The organism is Bradyrhizobium iriomotense (assembly GCF_018129405.1).
GTDB classification, from domain to species: domain Bacteria; phylum Pseudomonadota; class Alphaproteobacteria; order Rhizobiales; family Xanthobacteraceae; genus Bradyrhizobium; species Bradyrhizobium iriomotense_B.
Genome location: NZ_JAFCLP010000003.1, coordinates 283,087 through 300,073 on the forward strand (window position 1 = coordinate 283,087; position 16,987 = coordinate 300,073).

Annotated in this window: 20 protein-coding genes; 6 read left to right on the forward strand and 14 right to left on the reverse strand. The window is 63.4% G+C overall.

Annotated elements, in window-relative coordinates:
- Positions 1 to 39 precede the first annotated feature (39 nt).
- From ureC to urtA, 10 genes are all read right to left on the reverse strand, one after another.
- Positions 40 to 1,755 (reverse strand): urease subunit alpha, encoded by a 1,716-nt coding sequence (ureC, locus tag JQ592_RS10455; RefSeq protein WP_211402779.1) that lies wholly within the window; start codon positions 1,753 to 1,755, stop codon positions 40 to 42.
- A gap of 34 nt (positions 1,756 to 1,789) precedes the next feature.
- The gene (locus JQ592_RS10460; protein WP_211402780.1) at positions 1,790 to 2,329 is read right to left on the reverse strand and encodes an HD domain-containing protein; all 540 of its coding nucleotides are present in this window, start codon (positions 2,327 to 2,329) and stop codon (positions 1,790 to 1,792) included.
- A gap of 57 nt (positions 2,330 to 2,386) precedes the next feature.
- Complete coding sequence (locus JQ592_RS10465) at positions 2,387 to 2,692, reverse strand: urease subunit beta (protein ID WP_211402781.1); 306 nt, start codon at positions 2,690 to 2,692, stop codon at positions 2,387 to 2,389.
- 110 nt (positions 2,693 to 2,802) lie between these two features.
- The gene (locus JQ592_RS10470) at positions 2,803 to 3,105 is read right to left on the reverse strand and encodes an urease subunit gamma (RefSeq protein WP_025033968.1); all 303 of its coding nucleotides are present in this window, start codon (positions 3,103 to 3,105) and stop codon (positions 2,803 to 2,805) included.
- A gap of 37 nt (positions 3,106 to 3,142) precedes the next feature.
- A complete protein-coding gene (locus tag JQ592_RS10475; RefSeq protein ID WP_211402782.1) occupies positions 3,143 to 3,973 on the reverse strand; it encodes an urease accessory protein UreD in 831 nt (276 codons plus the stop codon).
- A 36-nt stretch (positions 3,974 to 4,009) separates the two neighbouring features.
- Positions 4,010 to 4,705 (reverse strand): urea ABC transporter ATP-binding subunit UrtE, encoded by a 696-nt coding sequence (gene urtE / locus JQ592_RS10480; protein ID WP_183247111.1) that lies wholly within the window; start codon positions 4,703 to 4,705, stop codon positions 4,010 to 4,012.
- A 3-nt stretch (positions 4,706 to 4,708) separates the two neighbouring features.
- Positions 4,709 to 5,470, reverse strand: coding sequence for an urea ABC transporter ATP-binding protein UrtD (urtD, locus tag JQ592_RS10485; protein WP_211402783.1), 762 nt, complete (start codon positions 5,468 to 5,470; stop codon positions 4,709 to 4,711).
- Between the two features lie 5 nt (positions 5,471 to 5,475).
- Positions 5,476 to 6,645, reverse strand: a complete 1,170-nt coding sequence (gene urtC / locus JQ592_RS10490) for an urea ABC transporter permease subunit UrtC (RefSeq protein WP_211402784.1) — start codon at positions 6,643 to 6,645, stop codon at positions 5,476 to 5,478.
- Positions 6,642 to 8,249 carry an urea ABC transporter permease subunit UrtB gene (urtB, locus tag JQ592_RS10495; RefSeq protein WP_211402785.1) on the reverse strand — a complete coding sequence of 536 codons (1,608 nt, stop codon included), beginning with the start codon at positions 8,247 to 8,249 and terminating at the stop codon, positions 6,642 to 6,644. Before urtB ends, urtC begins: the two co-directional genes overlap by 4 nt.
- Positions 8,250 to 8,333: 84 nt before the next feature.
- On the reverse strand, positions 8,334 to 9,662 hold the full coding sequence (urtA, locus tag JQ592_RS10500) for an urea ABC transporter substrate-binding protein (RefSeq protein WP_183247104.1): 1,329 nt from the start codon (positions 9,660 to 9,662) through the stop codon (positions 8,334 to 8,336).
- A 481-nt stretch (positions 9,663 to 10,143) separates the two neighbouring features.
- On the opposite strand from urtA, the gene JQ592_RS10505 reads away from it, so the two are divergent.
- The 3 genes from JQ592_RS10505 (at position 10,144) to JQ592_RS10515 (ending at position 12,532) form a co-directional block, all read left to right on the forward strand.
- The gene (locus JQ592_RS10505; RefSeq protein WP_211402786.1) at positions 10,144 to 11,730 is read left to right on the forward strand and encodes a DEAD/DEAH box helicase; all 1,587 of its coding nucleotides are present in this window, start codon (positions 10,144 to 10,146) and stop codon (positions 11,728 to 11,730) included.
- 23 nt (positions 11,731 to 11,753) lie between these two features.
- Positions 11,754 to 12,044, forward strand: coding sequence for a translation initiation factor IF-1 (gene infA, locus JQ592_RS10510; RefSeq protein ID WP_211402787.1), 291 nt, complete (start codon positions 11,754 to 11,756; stop codon positions 12,042 to 12,044).
- A gap of 275 nt (positions 12,045 to 12,319) precedes the next feature.
- The gene (locus tag JQ592_RS10515) at positions 12,320 to 12,532 is read left to right on the forward strand and encodes a cold-shock protein (RefSeq protein ID WP_011084262.1); all 213 of its coding nucleotides are present in this window, start codon (positions 12,320 to 12,322) and stop codon (positions 12,530 to 12,532) included.
- 106 nt (positions 12,533 to 12,638) lie between these two features.
- Here JQ592_RS10515 and JQ592_RS10520 read toward each other — a convergent pair whose 3' ends face one another.
- From JQ592_RS10520 to JQ592_RS10535, 4 genes are all read right to left on the reverse strand, one after another.
- The gene (locus JQ592_RS10520; protein ID WP_211402788.1) at positions 12,639 to 13,217 is read right to left on the reverse strand and encodes a TadE/TadG family type IV pilus assembly protein; all 579 of its coding nucleotides are present in this window, start codon (positions 13,215 to 13,217) and stop codon (positions 12,639 to 12,641) included.
- Between the two features lie 77 nt (positions 13,218 to 13,294).
- Positions 13,295 to 13,873, reverse strand: coding sequence for a TadE/TadG family type IV pilus assembly protein (locus JQ592_RS10525; RefSeq protein ID WP_211402789.1), 579 nt, complete (start codon positions 13,871 to 13,873; stop codon positions 13,295 to 13,297).
- A gap of 229 nt (positions 13,874 to 14,102) precedes the next feature.
- Complete coding sequence (locus JQ592_RS10530) at positions 14,103 to 14,600, reverse strand: pilus assembly protein N-terminal domain-containing protein (protein WP_211402790.1); 498 nt, start codon at positions 14,598 to 14,600, stop codon at positions 14,103 to 14,105.
- Positions 14,601 to 14,854: 254 nt separating this feature from the next.
- On the reverse strand, positions 14,855 to 15,682 hold the full coding sequence (locus tag JQ592_RS10535) for a sterol desaturase family protein (protein ID WP_211402791.1): 828 nt from the start codon (positions 15,680 to 15,682) through the stop codon (positions 14,855 to 14,857).
- Positions 15,683 to 15,950: 268 nt separating this feature from the next.
- Here JQ592_RS10535 and JQ592_RS10540 point away from each other — a divergent pair, with 268 nt between their 5' ends.
- From JQ592_RS10540 to JQ592_RS10550, 3 genes are all read left to right on the forward strand, one after another.
- Positions 15,951 to 16,115 carry a Flp family type IVb pilin gene (locus JQ592_RS10540; protein WP_018646598.1) on the forward strand — a complete coding sequence of 55 codons (165 nt, stop codon included), beginning with the start codon at positions 15,951 to 15,953 and terminating at the stop codon, positions 16,113 to 16,115.
- A gap of 70 nt (positions 16,116 to 16,185) precedes the next feature.
- Complete coding sequence (locus JQ592_RS10545; protein WP_167526376.1) at positions 16,186 to 16,332, forward strand: hypothetical protein; 147 nt, start codon at positions 16,186 to 16,188, stop codon at positions 16,330 to 16,332.
- A gap of 122 nt (positions 16,333 to 16,454) precedes the next feature.
- A complete protein-coding gene (locus JQ592_RS10550; protein ID WP_211402792.1) occupies positions 16,455 to 16,979 on the forward strand; it encodes an A24 family peptidase in 525 nt (174 codons plus the stop codon).
- The last annotated feature ends 8 nt before the right edge of the window (positions 16,980 to 16,987 follow it).

The following is a 16,987-nucleotide window of genomic DNA, read 5'->3' on the forward strand; positions in this document are numbered from 1 at the left end:
CTCAAGCCATATTCCGGGGACATGCGTCGAGGCGCTATTTCAGTACATGAAATATCGCTGCGCCATCGGCAGCACCTCCGCCGGCGCACAGGTCAACAGCTCGCCGTCGGCGCGGACCTCATAGGTCTCCGGATCGACCTCGATATTGGGCGTGGCGTCGTTGTGGATCATGCTCTTCTTCGAGATCTTGCCGCGGGTGTTCTGAACCGCATAGAGCTTCTTCTCGATGCCGAGCTTTCGCGCCAGGCCGCCGGTGACCGCGGCCTTCGAGGTGAAGACGACGGAGGACGCCGTGCGCGCCCTGCCGAAGGCACCGAACATCGGCTGGTAGTGCACCGGCTGCGGCGTCGGGATCGAGGCGTTGGGATCGCCCATGGGCGCCGCAACGATCGTGCCGCCCTTGACGATGCAATCCGGCTTGACGCCGAAGAAGGCCGGCGACCACAGCACGAGATCGGCGAGCTTGCCCTTCTCCACCGAGCCGATCAGCTTCGACACGCCGTGCGCGATCGCGGGATTGATCGTGTATTTGGCGATGTAGCGCTTGACGCGGAAGTTGTCGTTGTCCTTGCCCTTGTCCTGCGGCAGCGACCCGCGCTGCTTCTTCATCTTGTCGGCGGTCTGCCAGGTCCGGATGATGACCTCGCCGAGACGGCCCATGGCCTGCGAGTCCGAGGACATCATCGAGAGCGCGCCGAGGTCGTGCAGGATGTCTTCGGCCGCGATCGTCTCCTTGCGGATGCGGCTTTCGGCGAACGCCAGGTCTTCCGCGATCGAGGGATCAAGGTGGTGGCACACCATCAGCATGTCCAGATGCTCGTCGATGGTGTTGCGCGTGAAGGGGCGCGTCGGATTGGTCGAGGACGGCAGCACGTTCTTCAGGCCGGCGACCTTGATGATATCGGGGGCGTGGCCGCCGCCGGCACCTTCGGTGTGGAAGGCGTGGATGGTGCGGCCCTTGAACGCCTTGATGGTGTCCTCGACGAAGCCGGATTCGTTCAACGTGTCGGAATGCAGCATGACCTGAATGTCGTAATCATCCGCCACCGACAAGCAATTGTCGATCGCGGCCGGCGTGGTGCCCCAATCCTCGTGCAGCTTCAGCGCGCAGGCGCCGGCCTTGATCATCTCGACCAGCGCGGCGGGCCGCGAGGCATTGCCCTTGCCGGAAATGCCGAGATTGACCGGGAAGGCGTCGAACGACTGGATCATCCGCCCCATGTGCCACGGCCCCGGCGTGCAGGTGGTGGCGAAGGTGCCGTGCGAGGGGCCGGTGCCGCCACCCAGCATCGAGGTGACACCGGACATCAGCGCGTGCTCGATCTGCTGCGGGCAGATGAAATGGATGTGGCTGTCGAAACCGCCGGCGGTGAGGATCTTGCCCTCACCCGCGATGACGTCGGTGCCGGGCCCGATGATGATGGTGACGCCCGGCTGGATGTCGGGATTGCCGGCCTTGCCGATCGCCGAAATCATGCCGTCCTTGATGGCGACGTCGGCTTTCACGATGCCCCAGTGATCGACGATCAGCGCATTGGTGATGACGGTGTCGGCCGCGCCCTGCTTGTTGGTGACCTGCGACTGCCCCATGCCGTCGCGGATCACCTTGCCGCCGCCGAACTTCACCTCCTCGCCATAGGTGGTGAAATCCTTCTCGACCTCGATGATGAGGTCGGTGTCGGCCAGCCGCACCCTGTCGCCGGTGGTCGGGCCGAACATGTCGGCATAGACGGAACGCTTTATTTTGACGGACATCACAAGCCCCGTTTGCGATTGAACTGTTGGCTGCTCACAGCAAGGCCCTCGCTGTTTTCACGGCATCATCGAATTTCGTATCGAGCCACGCATTGCCGCCGCGGCAACCCGCCACGACCTGCGTGGCCCAGTCGCTGTAGTCGGCGAGGTCGTCGCGCTCTTCAGTGGTCGGATCGGTATGAATGCGCGTGCCAATATTGCTGATCTTGTCGGCGATCTTGATCAGCTTGGCGCCGGGGGACTTGTGCGGCGCGTCCTCGATCTGCTTCTGCCGCCGCTTTGCCTTCGGCAAGCTCATGTCGTCGGTGCACTCGGCAACGAGCGAGGCGATACGCTCGGAAAATCTCTGCGCGAGCTCCTCGCGTGTGGTGTCGGTGTCCTCGATTGTGTCGTGCAGCCAGCCGGCTGCGACCAGCTCGGCATCGGCGCCATCGGTCGCGGTCGCAAGCAGGTTCGCGACCTCGGCGAGGTGATTGATATAGGGCTCATTGCCGCGCCCCTTGCGCGCCATGCCGTTGTGGCGGTGCGCGGCGAGGTCTGCGGCTTCCGAGACGAGGCGGATTGGCGGGAGCATGGGAAATACCTCCGTTTCCGCCTCAACCGTGCCGCGCCATGCTCGTTCCTGTGGAGCTCACAGCTTCCCCATGACATCGCCGCGGAAGCCGTAGATCGTCTTCTTGCCGGCCAGCGCGACGAGCTGGACGTCGCGGGTCTGGCCGGGCTCGAAGCGGACGGCGGTGCCGGCGGCGATGTCGAGGCGCATGCCGCGGGCCTTCTTGCGGTCGAACTTCAGCGCAGGGTTGGTCTCGAAGAAATGATAGTGCGAGCCGACCTGGATCGGGCGGTCACCGGTGTTGGCCACCGTCAGCGTCACGGTCTTGCGGCCGGCATTGAGCTCGATCTCGCTGTCCTGGATGAAGAGTTCGCCGGGGATCATTCTATCCTCCTCGTCATTCTGGGGCTCGCGCAGCGAGAACCCGGAATCTCGAAACCAAAACCTCTGGATTCCGGGTTCGCCCTGCGGGCGCCCCGGAATGACGCGTGTGTTTACCTGATCGGCTGGTGCACGGTGACGAGCTTGGTGCCGTCCGGAAAGGTCGCCTCGACCTGGATGTCGTGGATCATCTCGGGAATTCCCGGCATCACCTGGTCGCGGGTCAAAACCTGCGCTCCGGATTGCATCAGCTCGGCGACGGTGCGGCCGTCGCGGGCGCCCTCGAGAATGAAATCGGAGATGATCGCGATCGCCTCGGGATGATTGAGCTTGACGCCGCGGTCCAACCTGCGGCGCGCCACGATCGCCGCCATCGAGATCAGAAGCTTGTCCTTTTCGCGGGGAGACAGATTCATGCGAAATCTCTTCCGTTCAACACGTCAATTCAGCCAGTCAGTTCAGCCAGAGCCGCGGCAACGCCGCGCCGGTGCGCGCCAGCACGGCCATCATGTCGGCGCGCAGGCGGGCCGCATCTTGGGCACAGAACCGCGCCATTGCAAAGCCATTCCATGCCGAGATTCCGACCTCGCCGGAGAAAGACTCCGACGCTTCCCGGATGCGCTCGACCAATGCCTCGTCACCGGGCACGATCAGGGCCGTGCCGATCGCCGCGCCACCCTTGGCCACGGCCGATCGCGCGAGCTTGGCACCGATGTTGCCGTCGAGCCTGACCGTCTCGGCGAACACCACTCTGCCGCCGCGGCGCATTCGCCAGCGGTCGACGAACTCGCCCTGCTCCATCCGCTCGCCCATGGCGGTACGGCCGAACACGACGATCTCGCAAAGCAGGAGCGAGGCGGCCTCGTCGAGCTCGATATCGAAGCGACGCTGCACGCGGGCACGGTCGAACAGGATGGTCTCCTGCGGAAGCCAGGACAAATGCGCCCCCGCGCCGGCCTTCAGCGAGATATTGAGCTGCGCCGCCGGGCCCGGCGCGCGGTAGACCTTTTCCGCCGCCGCCGTGGTCAGCGTCAGCCGCGCGCGATCCGCCGCCGATATCTCGATATCGAAGCGATCGCCGCCGGCAACGCCGCCGGCGGTGTTGACAAATACGCCGGACAGGCCCTGATCTTCCGGCGAGGGAAAGCGAACGCGGAGCGAGCCGGATTCATGCAAGGCGCCGCGCCGCGTCACGCCATCGTGCGCATGCACGTCGAACCGCACCGCGCCACGGGCGCGGTTGGCTTCGAATATCGTGGACGTGTCTGACAGTTCGCTGCGCATCCGTCTCCCCAGCCGGTCGCGGCAGGATTTTGCGGCTTACAGCGCCATCTGGCGGCTGATCTCGCTCGCGTCGAGGTTGGAGCGGTCGCAGGTGAATTTCACCGCGCCGCGATCCATCACCGCGAAACTGTCGCCGAGTTCGCAGGCAAAGTCGAGATATTGTTCGACCAGCACGATAGCGATGTTGCCGAGGTTGCGCAGATAGGAGATGGCGCGGCCGATGTCCTTGATGATCGAGGGCTGGATGCCTTCGGTCGGCTCGTCGAGCAGAAGCAGCTTCGGCCGCATCACCAGCGCGCGGCCGATCGCGAGCTGCTGCTGCTGGCCGCCGGAAAGGTCGCCGCCGCGCCGGCCAAGCATGGATTGCAGCACCGGAAACAGCGAGAAGACGTCGTCCGGAATGTGCTTATCCTCGCGCTTGAGCGGACCGAAGCCGGTCTTGAGATTCTCCTCGACCGTCAGCAGCGGAAAGATCTCGCGGCCCTGCGGCACGAAGCCGATGCCCTTGCGCGCCCGCTCATACGGCTTGAGGCCGGTGATGTCGTTGCCGTCGAACACGATCGCGCCCGAGGAGATCGGATATTGCCCGACCATGGCGCGGAGCAGCGAGGTCTTGCCGACGCCGTTGCGCCCGAGCACGCAGGTCACCTTGCCCGGCTCGGCCGAGATCGAGACGCCGCGCAGTGCCTGGGCAGCACCGTAGAACAGGTTGATGTCCTTGACCTCAAGCATCGCTCAGCGTCCCAGATAGACTTCGATGACCCGCTCGTTGGACGAGACCTGGTCGATGGTACCTTCCGCGAGCACCGTGCCTTCGTGCAGACAGGTGACCTTGACGCCGAGCTCGCGCACGAACGTCATGTCGTGCTCGACCACCATGACGGTGTGGGTCTTGTTGATCTCTTTCAAGAGCTCGGCGGTCAGATGCGTCTCGACGTCGGTCATGCCGGCAACGGGCTCGTCGACCAGCAGCAGCTTCGGGTCCTGCGCCAGCAGCATGCCGATCTCGAGCCATTGCTTCTGGCCGTGGCTGAGGCTGCCGGCGAGGCGGTTGCGGGCCTCGGTGAGGCGGATCGTCTCCAGCACCTTGTCGATGCGCTCGGACTCCGCCCTGCTGCCGCGCCAGAACAGCGTGCCCTTGACGCTGTGATCGACATTCAGCGCCAGCAGCAGATTGTCCTGCACGGTCTGGCTCTCGAACACGGTCGGCTTCTGGAATTTGCGGCCGATGCCGAGCTCGGCGATGCGGGTCTCGTCGAGGCGCGTGAGATCCGTGACGCCGTCGAACAGCACGGTGCCCTCGTCCGGCTTGGTCTTGCCGGTGATGATGTCCATCATCGTGGTCTTGCCGGCGCCGTTCGGGCCGATGATGGCGCGCATCTCGCCGGGGGCGAGCGTCAGCGACAAATTGTTGATGGCGTGGAAGCCGTCGAAGGAGACGTGCACACCGTCCAGGTAAAGCATTGCGGAGGTCGCGCGGGTGTCCATGACGTTCATTGCGCCTACTCCGCCATCTTGGGTTCGGTGACGCCATCTTCGGCCGCGGCGCTCGCAGCGGACGCTGCGGTGCTTTTTTCCTTCGACTGATCCCACCAGGCGTTGAAGGTACCGACGATGCCCTTGGGCAGCAGCAGCGTCACCAGGATGAACAGCGCGCCCAGCATGAACAGCCAGTACGGCGCCAGCACGCCCGAGGTGAAGAACGTCTTGGCGTAGTTGACGACGACGGCGCCGAGCGCGGCGCCGACCAGCGTGCCGCGGCCACCGACCGCGACCCAGATCACCGCCTCAATCGAATTGCCCGGTGCGAATTCTGAGGGGTTGATGATGCCGACCTGCGGCACGTAGAGCGCACCGGCGACGCCGGCCATGCAGGCCGACACCGTGAACACGAACAGCTTGTAGGATTCGACGCGGTAGCCGAGGAAGCGCGTGCGCGATTCCGCGTCACGCACGGCGATCAGCACCTTGCCGAGCTTGGAGGAGACGATGGCGCGGCAGATCAGGAAACCGATGATCAGCGCCAGGCAGCTCAGCGCGAACAACGCGGCACGCGTCCCCTCCGCCTGCACGTTGAAGCCAAGAATGTCCTTGAAGTCGGTCAGGCCGTTGTTGCCGCCGAAGCCGAAATCGTTGCGGAAGAAGGCGAGCAGCAACGCGTAGGTCATCGCCTGCGTGATGATCGACAGATAGACGCCGGTAACGCGGGAGCGGAAGGCGAGCCAGCCGAAGCAGAAGGCGAGCAGGCCCGGCACGACCAGCACCATCAGCGCTGCGAACCAGAACATGTCGAAGCCGTACCAGTACCAGGGCAGCTTCTGCCAGTTCAGGAACACCATGAAGTCGGGCAGGATCGGATTGCCATAGACGCCGCGGGTGCCGATCTGCCGCATCAGGTACATGCCCATGGCGTAGCCGCCGAGCGCGAAGAAGGCGCCGTGACCGAGCGAGAGGATGCCGCAATAACCCCAGATCAGGTCGATGGCGAGCGCCAGGATCGCGTAGCAGACATATTTGCCCCAGAGCGCGACGAGATAGGTCGGCACTTGCAGGAACGAGCCGGCGGGCAGCAGCAGGTTGGACAGCGGGATCAGCACGCCCAGCGCGGCGACAACCAGCAGGAAGATCGTCGCGCCGCGGTCCAGCGATCGCGTCAGCATGTGAGGGGTCATGCTTCCACCGCACGGCCCTTGAGCGCGAACAGACCGCGCGGCCGCTTTTGAATGAACAGGATGATGAGAACGAGGATCGCGATCTTGCCGAGCACCGCGCCGGCGACCGGCTCCAGGAACTTGTTGGCAATGCCGAGCGTGAAGGCGCCCACGAGGGTCCCCCATAGATTACCCACACCGCCGAACACAACCACCATGAAACTGTCGATAATGTAGCTCTGGCCGAGATTGGGGCTGACATTGTCGATCTGCGACAGTGCGACGCCGGCAATGCCGGCGATACCCGAGCCGAGGCCGAAGGTCAGCGCGTCAACGCGCGAGGTGGCGATGCCCATCGAGGCCGCCATACGACGGTTCTGGGTCACCGCGCGCATCTCCAGGCCGAGCGCGGTGTAGCGCAGCATCGCAAGCAGGATCGCGAACACGGCCAGTGTGAAGCAGAGGATCCAGAGCCGGTTATAGGTGATGGTGATCTGGCCGAGCTCGAACGCGCCGCTCATCCAGGAGGGGTTGCCGACCTCGCGGTTGGTCGGGCCGAACATGGTGCGCACCGCCTGCTGCAGCACCAGCGACAGGCCCCAGGTCGCGAGCAGCGTCTCCAGCGGACGGCCATATAGGAAGCGGATGATGCTGCGCTCGATCAACACGCCGATGGCGCCGGCGACGAGGAAGGCGAGCGGCACGGCGATCAAGAGCGAATAGTCGAACAGGCCAGGGTAGCGGGTGCGGATCACCTCCTGCACCACGAAGGTGGTGTAGGCCCCGATCATCACCATCTCGCCATGGGCCATGTTGATGACGCCCATCACGCCGAAGGTGATGGCAAGCCCGATCGCGGCGAGCAGCAGCACCGAGCCGAGCGAGAGGCCGTACCAGGCGTTCTGCACCGTGGACCAGACCGCGAGCGAAGACTGGATCGAGCTTATTGCACTGGCTGCAGCCTTGGTCACCGAGGCCGGCTGGTCGCCCATGCCGGTGAGCAGCGCCATCGCCTCCTGGTCACCGCGCGCCTTGAGTGTGGCGACGGCCTCGAGCTTCTCGACCTCCGTGGCGTCGGACTTGAACAGCAGGATCGCCGCACGGGCTTCACCGAGCGCCGTCTTGACTGACTTGTTGCTTTCCTTGGCGAGCGCCGCATCGACCGCCTCGAGCGCGGTTTCTTCGTGCGACTTGAAGACGGATTGCGCGGCCTGCAGGCGCGTTCCGACATCCGGCGACTGCAGCGTCAGGCTGCCGAGCGCAGCATCGACGCTGCGGCGCAGGCGGTTGTTGAGGCGAACTGCGCTCGCACTGTCGGGAACGCTGGCGACGGCCTCGCCGGTCGCGGCATCGATCGACTTGCCGTCGGTGCCGGTGACGTAAACCTTCTTGCTGTCAGGATCGGCCATCAACCGGCCGTCCTGGAGCGCGCTGATGATGGGGAAAGCCAGCTTGTTGCCGCTGCTGGCGATCACGCCGACCGCTTCTTCGGTGTCGGAAAAATCGTCGTTGGCAAATTTGGCGACCGCATCCTCGAACGGACCCGCAAAGGCCGGCAGTGCAAACGCGATCAGAAGCAACGAGAGCAGCAGCGAACAGAGACGGGCGGGCAAATTGGCTGGCACTGTGAATGACCCCGGCAGAAATGGGTGGAGAAGGCGGCGGGATCGCCGCCTTCCCCGATCGTGCAATGGAGCGTCAGACCCGGATCAGGAGCCCGAGCCGAGGCACTTGTTGGTCTTGGTGTTGAAGTTGCCGCACTTCTTGCCGACCCAGTCACCGATCAGGTCCTTGGAGCCGTCGAGTTCCTTCGACCAGGCATCGCCCGCGACGAGGCCCGGGGTCTTCCAGACCACGTCAAACTGGCCGTTGCCCTTGATCTCGCCGATGAACACCGGCTTGGTGATGTGGTGGTTCGGCAGCATCTTCGACACACCGCCGGTCAGGTTCGGCGCCTCGATGCCGGGAAGCGCATCGATCACCTTGTCCGGATCGGTCGACTTCACCTTCTCGACCGCCTTCACCCACATGGCGAAGCCGATCACGTGCGCTTCCATCGGATCGTTGGTCACGCGCTTCGGATTCTTGGTGTAGGCCTGCCAGTCCTTGATGAACTTCTCGTTCGACCCGTCCTTGGTCTTGATCGACTGGAAGTAGTTCCAGGCGGCGAGATGGCCGACCAGCGGCTTGGTGTCGATGCCGGCGAGCTCTTCCTCACCCACCGAGAACGCGACCACCGGGATGTCCTTGGCCTTGATGCCCTGGTTGCCGAGCTCCTTGTAGAAGGGAACGTTGGCGTCGCCGTTGATGGTCGAGACCACCGCGGTCTTCTTGCCGGCCGAGCCGAACTTCTTGATGTCGGCCACGATCGTCTGCCAGTCGGAGTGACCGAACGGCGTGTAGTTGATCATGATGTCTTCCTGGGCGACACCCTTGGACTTCAGATAGGCTTCCAGGATCTTGTTGGTGGTGCGCGGATAGACGTAGTCGGTGCCCGCGAGCACCCAGCGCTTCACCTTCTCTTCCTTCATCAGATAGTCGACGGCGGGGATCGCCTGCTGGTTCGGCGCCGCACCCGTGTAGAACACGTTGCGCTCGCTCTCCTCGCCCTCGTACTGCACGGGGTAGAACAGGATGTTGTTGAGCTCCTTGAACACCGGGAGCACCGACTTGCGCGACACCGAGGTCCAGCAGCCGAACACGACCGAGACCTTGTCCTTGGTGATCAGCTCGCGCGCCTTTTCGGCGAACAACGGCCAGTTCGAGGCGGGATCGACGACGACGGCCTCGAGCTTCTTGCCGAGCACGCCGCCCTTCTTGTTCTGCTCGTCGATCAGGAAGAGGATGGTGTCCTTCAGCGTGGTTTCGCTGATGGCCATGGTGCCGGAAAGGGAGTGAAGCACACCGACCTTGATGGTGTCGTCGGCGGCCTTGGCGCCGGTCAATGAGGCCAGACCGAGCATCAGTCCGGCGGTCGCGGCGAGCACGCCGCGGCGGCTAAATGACGCCGCTCTATCGCGAGTGGATTTGGTAAGCATTTGTGTATCATCTCCCTGACGCAGACGTGAAAAGACGCTGCGAAACGGCCCCACGGCCGCCTGCGATTAACGGAATCGCAAGAACCATGCCATGGGCTGAACACACGATAACTACTTGGTTTCATTTAATAATTCGACAGAAATCAAAGTTTCGCCGCAGTCAGATTGCCCAAAACTTGAGCGAATAAAATGTATGCTAATGTGGCAGACAGTTTATTTATTGAGCAAAATTGCGCTTCTGTCTAAATTTCCGGCATAACTATTTCTGCACCGCAACCGCTGTTTGGGGCCGACTTGCCTTGAAAGCGCCCCCTCAATGTTCCATATGAACGGCCGAGACCTCTTGCGAATCAAGGGGTCGTAGCGAGCCGCGTGTTCTTAAGCCCCTCCGGGCCTCTGGCTTGCCCCATATCTCCCAAGCCATCCGACACCCCAAACACGCAGGTGTCTTCTTGACACCCTTTTGCGCGCGCCGCGCTGAATGCGCCGGGCGCCCGCTTTTGACATGGAAAGAACCCATCTTTTGACTTCGTTTCAGGACTTCGGCCTCGCCGAACCCATCGCGCGCGCTCTTCGTGAAGAGAACTACGTCACTCCAACCCCGATCCAGGCCCAGACCATCCCGTTGGCGCTGACCGGCCGCGACGTCGTCGGCATCGCCCAGACCGGCACCGGCAAGACCGCGTCCTTCGCGCTGCCGATCCTGCACCGCCTGCTCGATAACCGCATCAAGCCGCAGCCCAAGACCGCCCGCGTCCTGGTGCTGTCACCGACCCGCGAGCTGTCCGGCCAGATCCTCGACAGCTTCAACGCCTATGGCCGCCACATCCGCCTGTCCTCGACGCTGGCCATCGGCGGGGTTCCGATGGGCCGCCAGGTCCGCGCCCTGATGCAGGGCGTCGACGTGCTCGTCGCCACCCCCGGCCGTCTGCTCGACCTCGTGCAGAGCAACGGATTGAAGCTCTCGAGCGTTGAATTCCTCGTACTCGACGAGGCCGACCGCATGCTCGACATGGGCTTCATCAACGACATCCGCAAAATCGTCGCCAAGCTGCCGATCAAGCGGCAGACCCTGTTCTTCTCGGCGACCATGCCGAAGGACATCGCCGAGCTCGCCGATTCCATGCTGCGCGATCCCGCCCGCGTCGCGGTAACCCCGGTGTCCTCGACTGCCGAGCGGATCAACCAGCGCATCCTGCAGGTCGACTTCGCGGCCAAGCCCGCCTTCCTGACCAAGCTGCTGCAGGACGAAGCGATCAACCGCGCGCTGGTCTTCACCCGCACCAAGCACGGTGCCGACAAGGTCGTGAAGACGCTGGCCAAGGCCGGCATCGCCGCCAACGCCATCCACGGCAACAAGTCGCAGAATCACCGCGAGCGCACGCTTGCCCAGTTCCGCACCGGCGAAATCCGCACCCTGGTTGCCACCGACATCGCCGCCCGCGGCATCGACGTCGACGGCATCAGCCATGTGATCAATTTCGACCTGCCCAACGTGCCCGAGACCTATGTGCACCGCATCGGTCGCACCGCGCGCGCAGGCGCCGACGGTACCGCGATTTCGCTGGTCGCGGGCGGTGAGGAGCTCAGCTATCTCCGCGACATCGAGCGGCTGATCAAGGTGGCGCTGCCGCGCGAAGACCTCCGCACCGATGCCGGCCGCCGCGATGCGGGTCCTCCCGCGCCGCAGCAACGACAGGGCCGCGGAGGCCGCCCCGGCCAGCGTCCGCAAGGCGCACGGCACGGCGACGGACGTCGGGCCGACGAAAGGCATGGCGACGGACGTCACCATAGCGCCGGGAAGCAGGGCGACGGACGCCCCGGTGAAGGCCGGCACGGCGGCGACGCGCGGCATGTTGATGGACGATTCAACGACGGCCAGAACGCCTCAAAGGGGTCTCGCCGCCGCCGCTCCGGTGCTAATAAGCTGGGACATTCGCAAACCGATCGGTCGGAACAGCGTCCCGCGCATAGCGCCGGAAAGCCTGATGGGATACAAGGCGTGGCCTTTCTGCGCCGTGAGAGTCGGCCGAACGGCCAATCGACCCGCAAACCCTATTCGCACTAGCCGTCCACGACCTGGAGATATCAATGGCTAAGGAAGAGCTGATCCAGTTCGAAGGACTGGTCACCGAAATCCTCCCCGACGCCCGCTACCGCGTGCAGCTCGACGCCGGACACGAGATCGTCGCCTACACCGCCGGCAAGATGAAGAAGAACCGCATCAAGACGCTCGCGGGCGACCGCGTGACCGTGGAGATGTCGCCCTATGATCTCGAGAAGGGCCGGCTGATTTTCCGCCACAAGGACGAGCGTCCCGCAACATCTGGCGGACCGCCGCGCGGTGGCCCGCAGCGCGGTGGCCAGTTCCGCCGCCGCTAAGCGCCGAATAGTCAGTCCGCGCACAAGCGCGGAATTAAAATGCTGACCTGTATGCTGATCCGCCGCGCGCATCGCGGCGGATCAAAAAATCGTGCACGTCCGGATTGTTTTGAAGCCCCATTTCCAATAAAATGAATTAATCGATTTTCGGCCGGACGACATTGGCATCCACCGGTATAGCCGGTTCAGACACGCTGACGACCCTTCCAGAAATTCGATCTAACCTGTCCGCGCGAGCGGGCTCTTACATTGTTTATCTGAGAGGGAACTACCCCGTGAGCATGGGAACCGTGAAGTGGTTTAACGCGACCAAGGGCTTCGGCTTCATCCAGCCCGACGATGGCGGCAAGGACGTGTTCGTGCACATCAGCGCCGTCGAGCGCGCCGGCCTCGGCACGCTGCGCGAAGGCCAGAAGATCTCCTACGAGATCGTCGCCGATCGCCGGTCTGGCAAGTCGGCCGCCGACAACCTTCGCTCCGCCGGCTGAACCCACGGACCTTCGGTCCGGATCAGCTCGACCGAGCAAGTCGAAGCAACAACGGAAAAGGCCGTGCGCGATGCACGGCCTTTTTTCATGTTGGAGACCGGTGCACTCAGTAGGTCGTGCAGGCGGTAGCCGGGCTGTAATAGACGCAGGTCGACTGGCGCGGCCTTGTATAGGCGACGTCGCTCAACGTGATCGCGCTCTTGAGCGCATAGCCGACCGACGGCGTGTAGGTGTAGCTGACCTCGCTGAAGATCAGATAAGTGCCACCGATCGCCAGCGTCGTGGGAATCGTGACCAGGGACTTCTGCGTCCGTGGCACCGATCCCTTGCTCCACTGCACATGCGCCTGCAGGCTCGAGGGATCGACATAGAGCTCGGTGATCGTCGCCAAGACCGGCGAGGTGGCATAAGGCGTCATGATGCCAGTCGAGGCGGCGAAGAAGTTGGTCATGTCGGTATCGCCGACCGACGTCGACTGCGAGGTGAGGTCCGACAGCGTCCGCGCCATCAGCGTCACCTTGCGATCGATCGCCACGGCCGACGAGAACTCGACCGTGCCGAAGAACATCACCAGCATCAGCGGCACGACCACCGCGAATTCAGTGGCTGCCAGACCTCTGCCATCGGCAAGGAATTCGTGCGCGGAGAGACGCATCGCCCGCCAGATTTTCGCAATCGCCTGCATCGTTCCGCCGATCCGTTGGTCTATTGTTTGAGCATGATCTATTCGGAAAACCGCTATGCACTTTTCCGGATCATGCTCTAGTAGGGCTCGTTCTTGAACGCGGCCGTGGCCACCAGCAGCCGCTTGCTGCCGGTGAGATTGGCGATGTCGTAGCCAAGCCCGGTCACGAACAGCGGCCACTGGTAGAACAGGCGCACCACCACGATGTCGCCGGCACTGCCCGGGCTGTAGCTCATGCTCGTGTCGAAACTTCCGGAGCCGTCGATGTGGCTCGACAGCGTGACCGCAGAGAAGGACGAGAAGCTCGTGACGTCGACGTAGAGCTTGCTGCAATCGAACAGCGCCGGGATCTGGCTACAGACGTAGGTCTTGAACGTCGCTTGCGTGCACGGCGTGCCGACGCCGGACACCGCACAGGCGGTCACCGAACCCGATTGCGCCTGCCCGGTCAGCACCACCCGCGCGGAATTCTGCGTGATGGTCTCGAGCACCTGGCTCGCGAAGAACATGAGCGCCGTCTCGATGATGGCGAACAGCAGCGCAAAGAAGATCGGCGCGACCAGCGCGAACTCGACGGCCGCGGAACCGCGGCGGTTGCGGCGAAACCGGCGCAGCACGGTTCGCAGCGTGAACCTCACGGGTGCAGGCGTTGGCATCGCGTCAAGTTTCCCCAAGAGCGGCGATCATCCGCTCCATTCGATAGCTAAAACTGATTGTTTAAGTGTTTCAGGACCGCCGCGGCCGGCGGAACACACCGTTAAGGGGTCGTTAACCAGGGACGACCCGAGGCGTACCGCGGACTGCCGAGCGCAACGGTCCGGACTGAACCGCACGATCCGGCCACCGCCAATCGAACTTGCTCGCTGGCTTCGTTAGTTGGTCTCGTTAGTTGGTCTTGGCACCCGCGCCGGCATTGCCGCTGGCATTGCTGCTGAGCGAACCGGCCTGGCCCATCGTGGTATTGAAGTAGTTGTCGCTGTCGCCCAGCGTCACGCGGCGCTGGCAAAGCGGCAGGCAGCTGTAGGACTCGCGCTCGACCCCGCGATAGACGGTGACGAGCCGATCGCTCGGACCTTCGACCTGGATCTGGCGGTCGACCAGGATTTCGCCGGCGCGATCCAGTGCGATGAAATTGGTGGCGCCGTAGCCCTTACCGGTCACGACGATCATGCCGCCGGGCTGGAGCGTGACGTCGGCGATCAGGGGATTTCCGACCACGATGGTCGCCACCTTGCCGGGCAGCCGGACCAGCTTGGCCTGGTCGACGTTGACGGCGATGGTATCGGCGGTGGATTCGGCAAGGCCGGCAGAAGGCGATGCCAGCACCGCGGCCGCAACCAGAAGACAGACGCGCGCATGGCGGCGCAGCAGTTGTTTACGCATACTCTTACCCCCGGGACGTCACAAACCGGCAGAAGCGATCAGATACAGCGGAGCCGGTGCCCGACCCCGCTAACCTGCCCTCAATTCGTGAACGTTCCGCAAATTCGCCTTCTATCGTTTGAACGGACTGACGATTTGCCGCCCTCTAGGACTCTAAAGCGCGATGAGATTGGGATGAATCCTCATCGCGCTTTAGGTTGTTGTTTACGCATGATCTTTCCGGAAAACCGCTTCGCACTTTTCCGGATCATGCTTTAGCGACGGAACGGATAGGCAAGCTGCCCTCCGATCTCCTTCGGCATGGTCGCTTCGTCCTTGCCATAGTCCTGCGGCAGTTTCCCCTCCGGCATGCGGAAGGTGCCGAACAGCACGTCCCAGACAGGGAACGTCCCGGCGAAATTGGTGTCGCCGCCGTCTTCGAGCGGAGTGTGGTGCCAGCGGTGGAATACCGGCGTCGCCAGCACGTATTTGAACGGCCCGAAGGTCCAGTTCAGATTGGCGTGCACGAAGGCCGAATGGAAGGTCGTGAACGGGGAGACCCAGATCATGACGTTCGGCGAGATGCCGGCCATCAGCAGCACGACGTCGACGCCGATCGTGCCGAGCATGAGATTAACGGGATGGAAACGGGCTGCCGAAATCCAGCTGATCTCCTCGGAGGAGTGATGGATCGCATGGTACTTCCAGAACTCGCCGCCATGGAATAGCCGGTGCAGCCAGTACAGCATGAAGTCCGACAGCACCAGGAACAGCACAGCCTGAACCCAGAGCGGCAATTGCGCCAGCGGGCCGTGGCCGTTGTCGTAGAAGGCGATGAGATCGTCGGCGTCGTGGATGTTGAAGAAGACGCTCGCCCCGACGATCAGGAGCCCGATCCGCATGGTGCGGGCGAATACCGGCACGAAGAACCAGTAGCAGATGTCGGTGACAATCTCCCGCTTGCGCCACCACGGCACGCCGGGATTGCAGGCCCAGAAGTGCTCGAGCACTGTGAAGACCAGCGCGAGCACGAAAGTGACGGGGACCACCTTCGCGATGGTCTCGCCGAGCATCAGGGCGACTTGCATGGGCAGGCTCGACATCGTCGCCTCTCTTCCGAATTGCTGGTCCTCCTACGCCTACTCCGCGAAATTTAAGGGAGGGTGAAGCCGGCGACGCAGTTGCAGCGCGTCCGGAACCGGAGCGAATTTCGATAGGTGCTTTAAGGCGAAATTCACTTTGGGCAAAAGCATCGCGCAGGAATTGGGTTTACACGATCGAATTAACTCTACCGAAAGAGCTCGGCTCTCATGGTCTTCGCGTCAACGACAGCGCCGAACGAGGCGATCCCACACCAGATGGAGTTTGTTCATGAAGAACTTGATTGCGCGTTTCGCGAAGGATGAATCCGGCGCCACCGCCATCGAATACGGCCTGATCGCCGCCGGCATCGCGCTGGCCATCATCACCGTCGTCAACAATCTCGGCAGCACGCTGAACACCAAGTTCGGCTCGATCAGCTCCTCGCTGAAGTAAGCGACCGACAAACGACGGCAAAAGCCCCGGACCTCCGGGGCCTTTGTTTTTCTGAGTACGGCGAGTTCCAGTGGCGTTGCGAAAGTACAGAACGGATGCCGCGGTTGCGGCGAGCGAGGCGCAGGCGGCGCCGACCGGCTCGCCGGCCTATTGGGTGTGCCTTGCACTGCTGCTGGCAACGGTCGCACTCGCCGCGCGCATTGCCAGCCTCTGGTGAGCACGCCTCTGGCGGACTGCGCCCAGCCGGCCGCTGCTGCCGTTGTCGGTTTGTTTAGCACTGCCGGCTAGCATCGCGCGACGCCAGACCCCGCGACAAATCCAGGCCTCAAGACGCAGCCCATGATCCTCGACCTTGCGCGCCTCCTGCTCTTCCCGGCCCTGCTGGCGTTCGCCGCCGCGAGCGATCTCTTCACGATGACCATCTCGAACCGTGTATCGCTGGCGCTGGTCGCGGGCTTCTTCGTGCTCGCCCTTGCCGGTGGCATGGCACCTTACGAGATGCTCAGTCATGTCGGCGCCGGCGCGCTTCTGCTGGTCGTGGCCTTCACGTGCTTTGCGATGGGCTGGGTCGGCGGCGGCGACGCCAAGGTCGCAGCCTCCGTCGCGCTCTGGTTCGGCTTCGCGCACCTGATGAACTTCCTGCTCTACGCCTCGCTGTTCGGCGGCGCGCTGACGCTGCTCCTGCTCCAGTTCCGGCAATGGCCGTTGCCCTACGGCCTCGCGGGCCAAGCCTGGCTTGCACGACTGCACGCCAAGGAGAGCGGCATACCCTACGGCATCGCGCTCGCGCTGAGCGCGCTGATGGTCTACCCGGAGACCGAATGGGTGAAGGCGATCGACCTCGCTCACCTCGCACTGCGCTGAACACACCG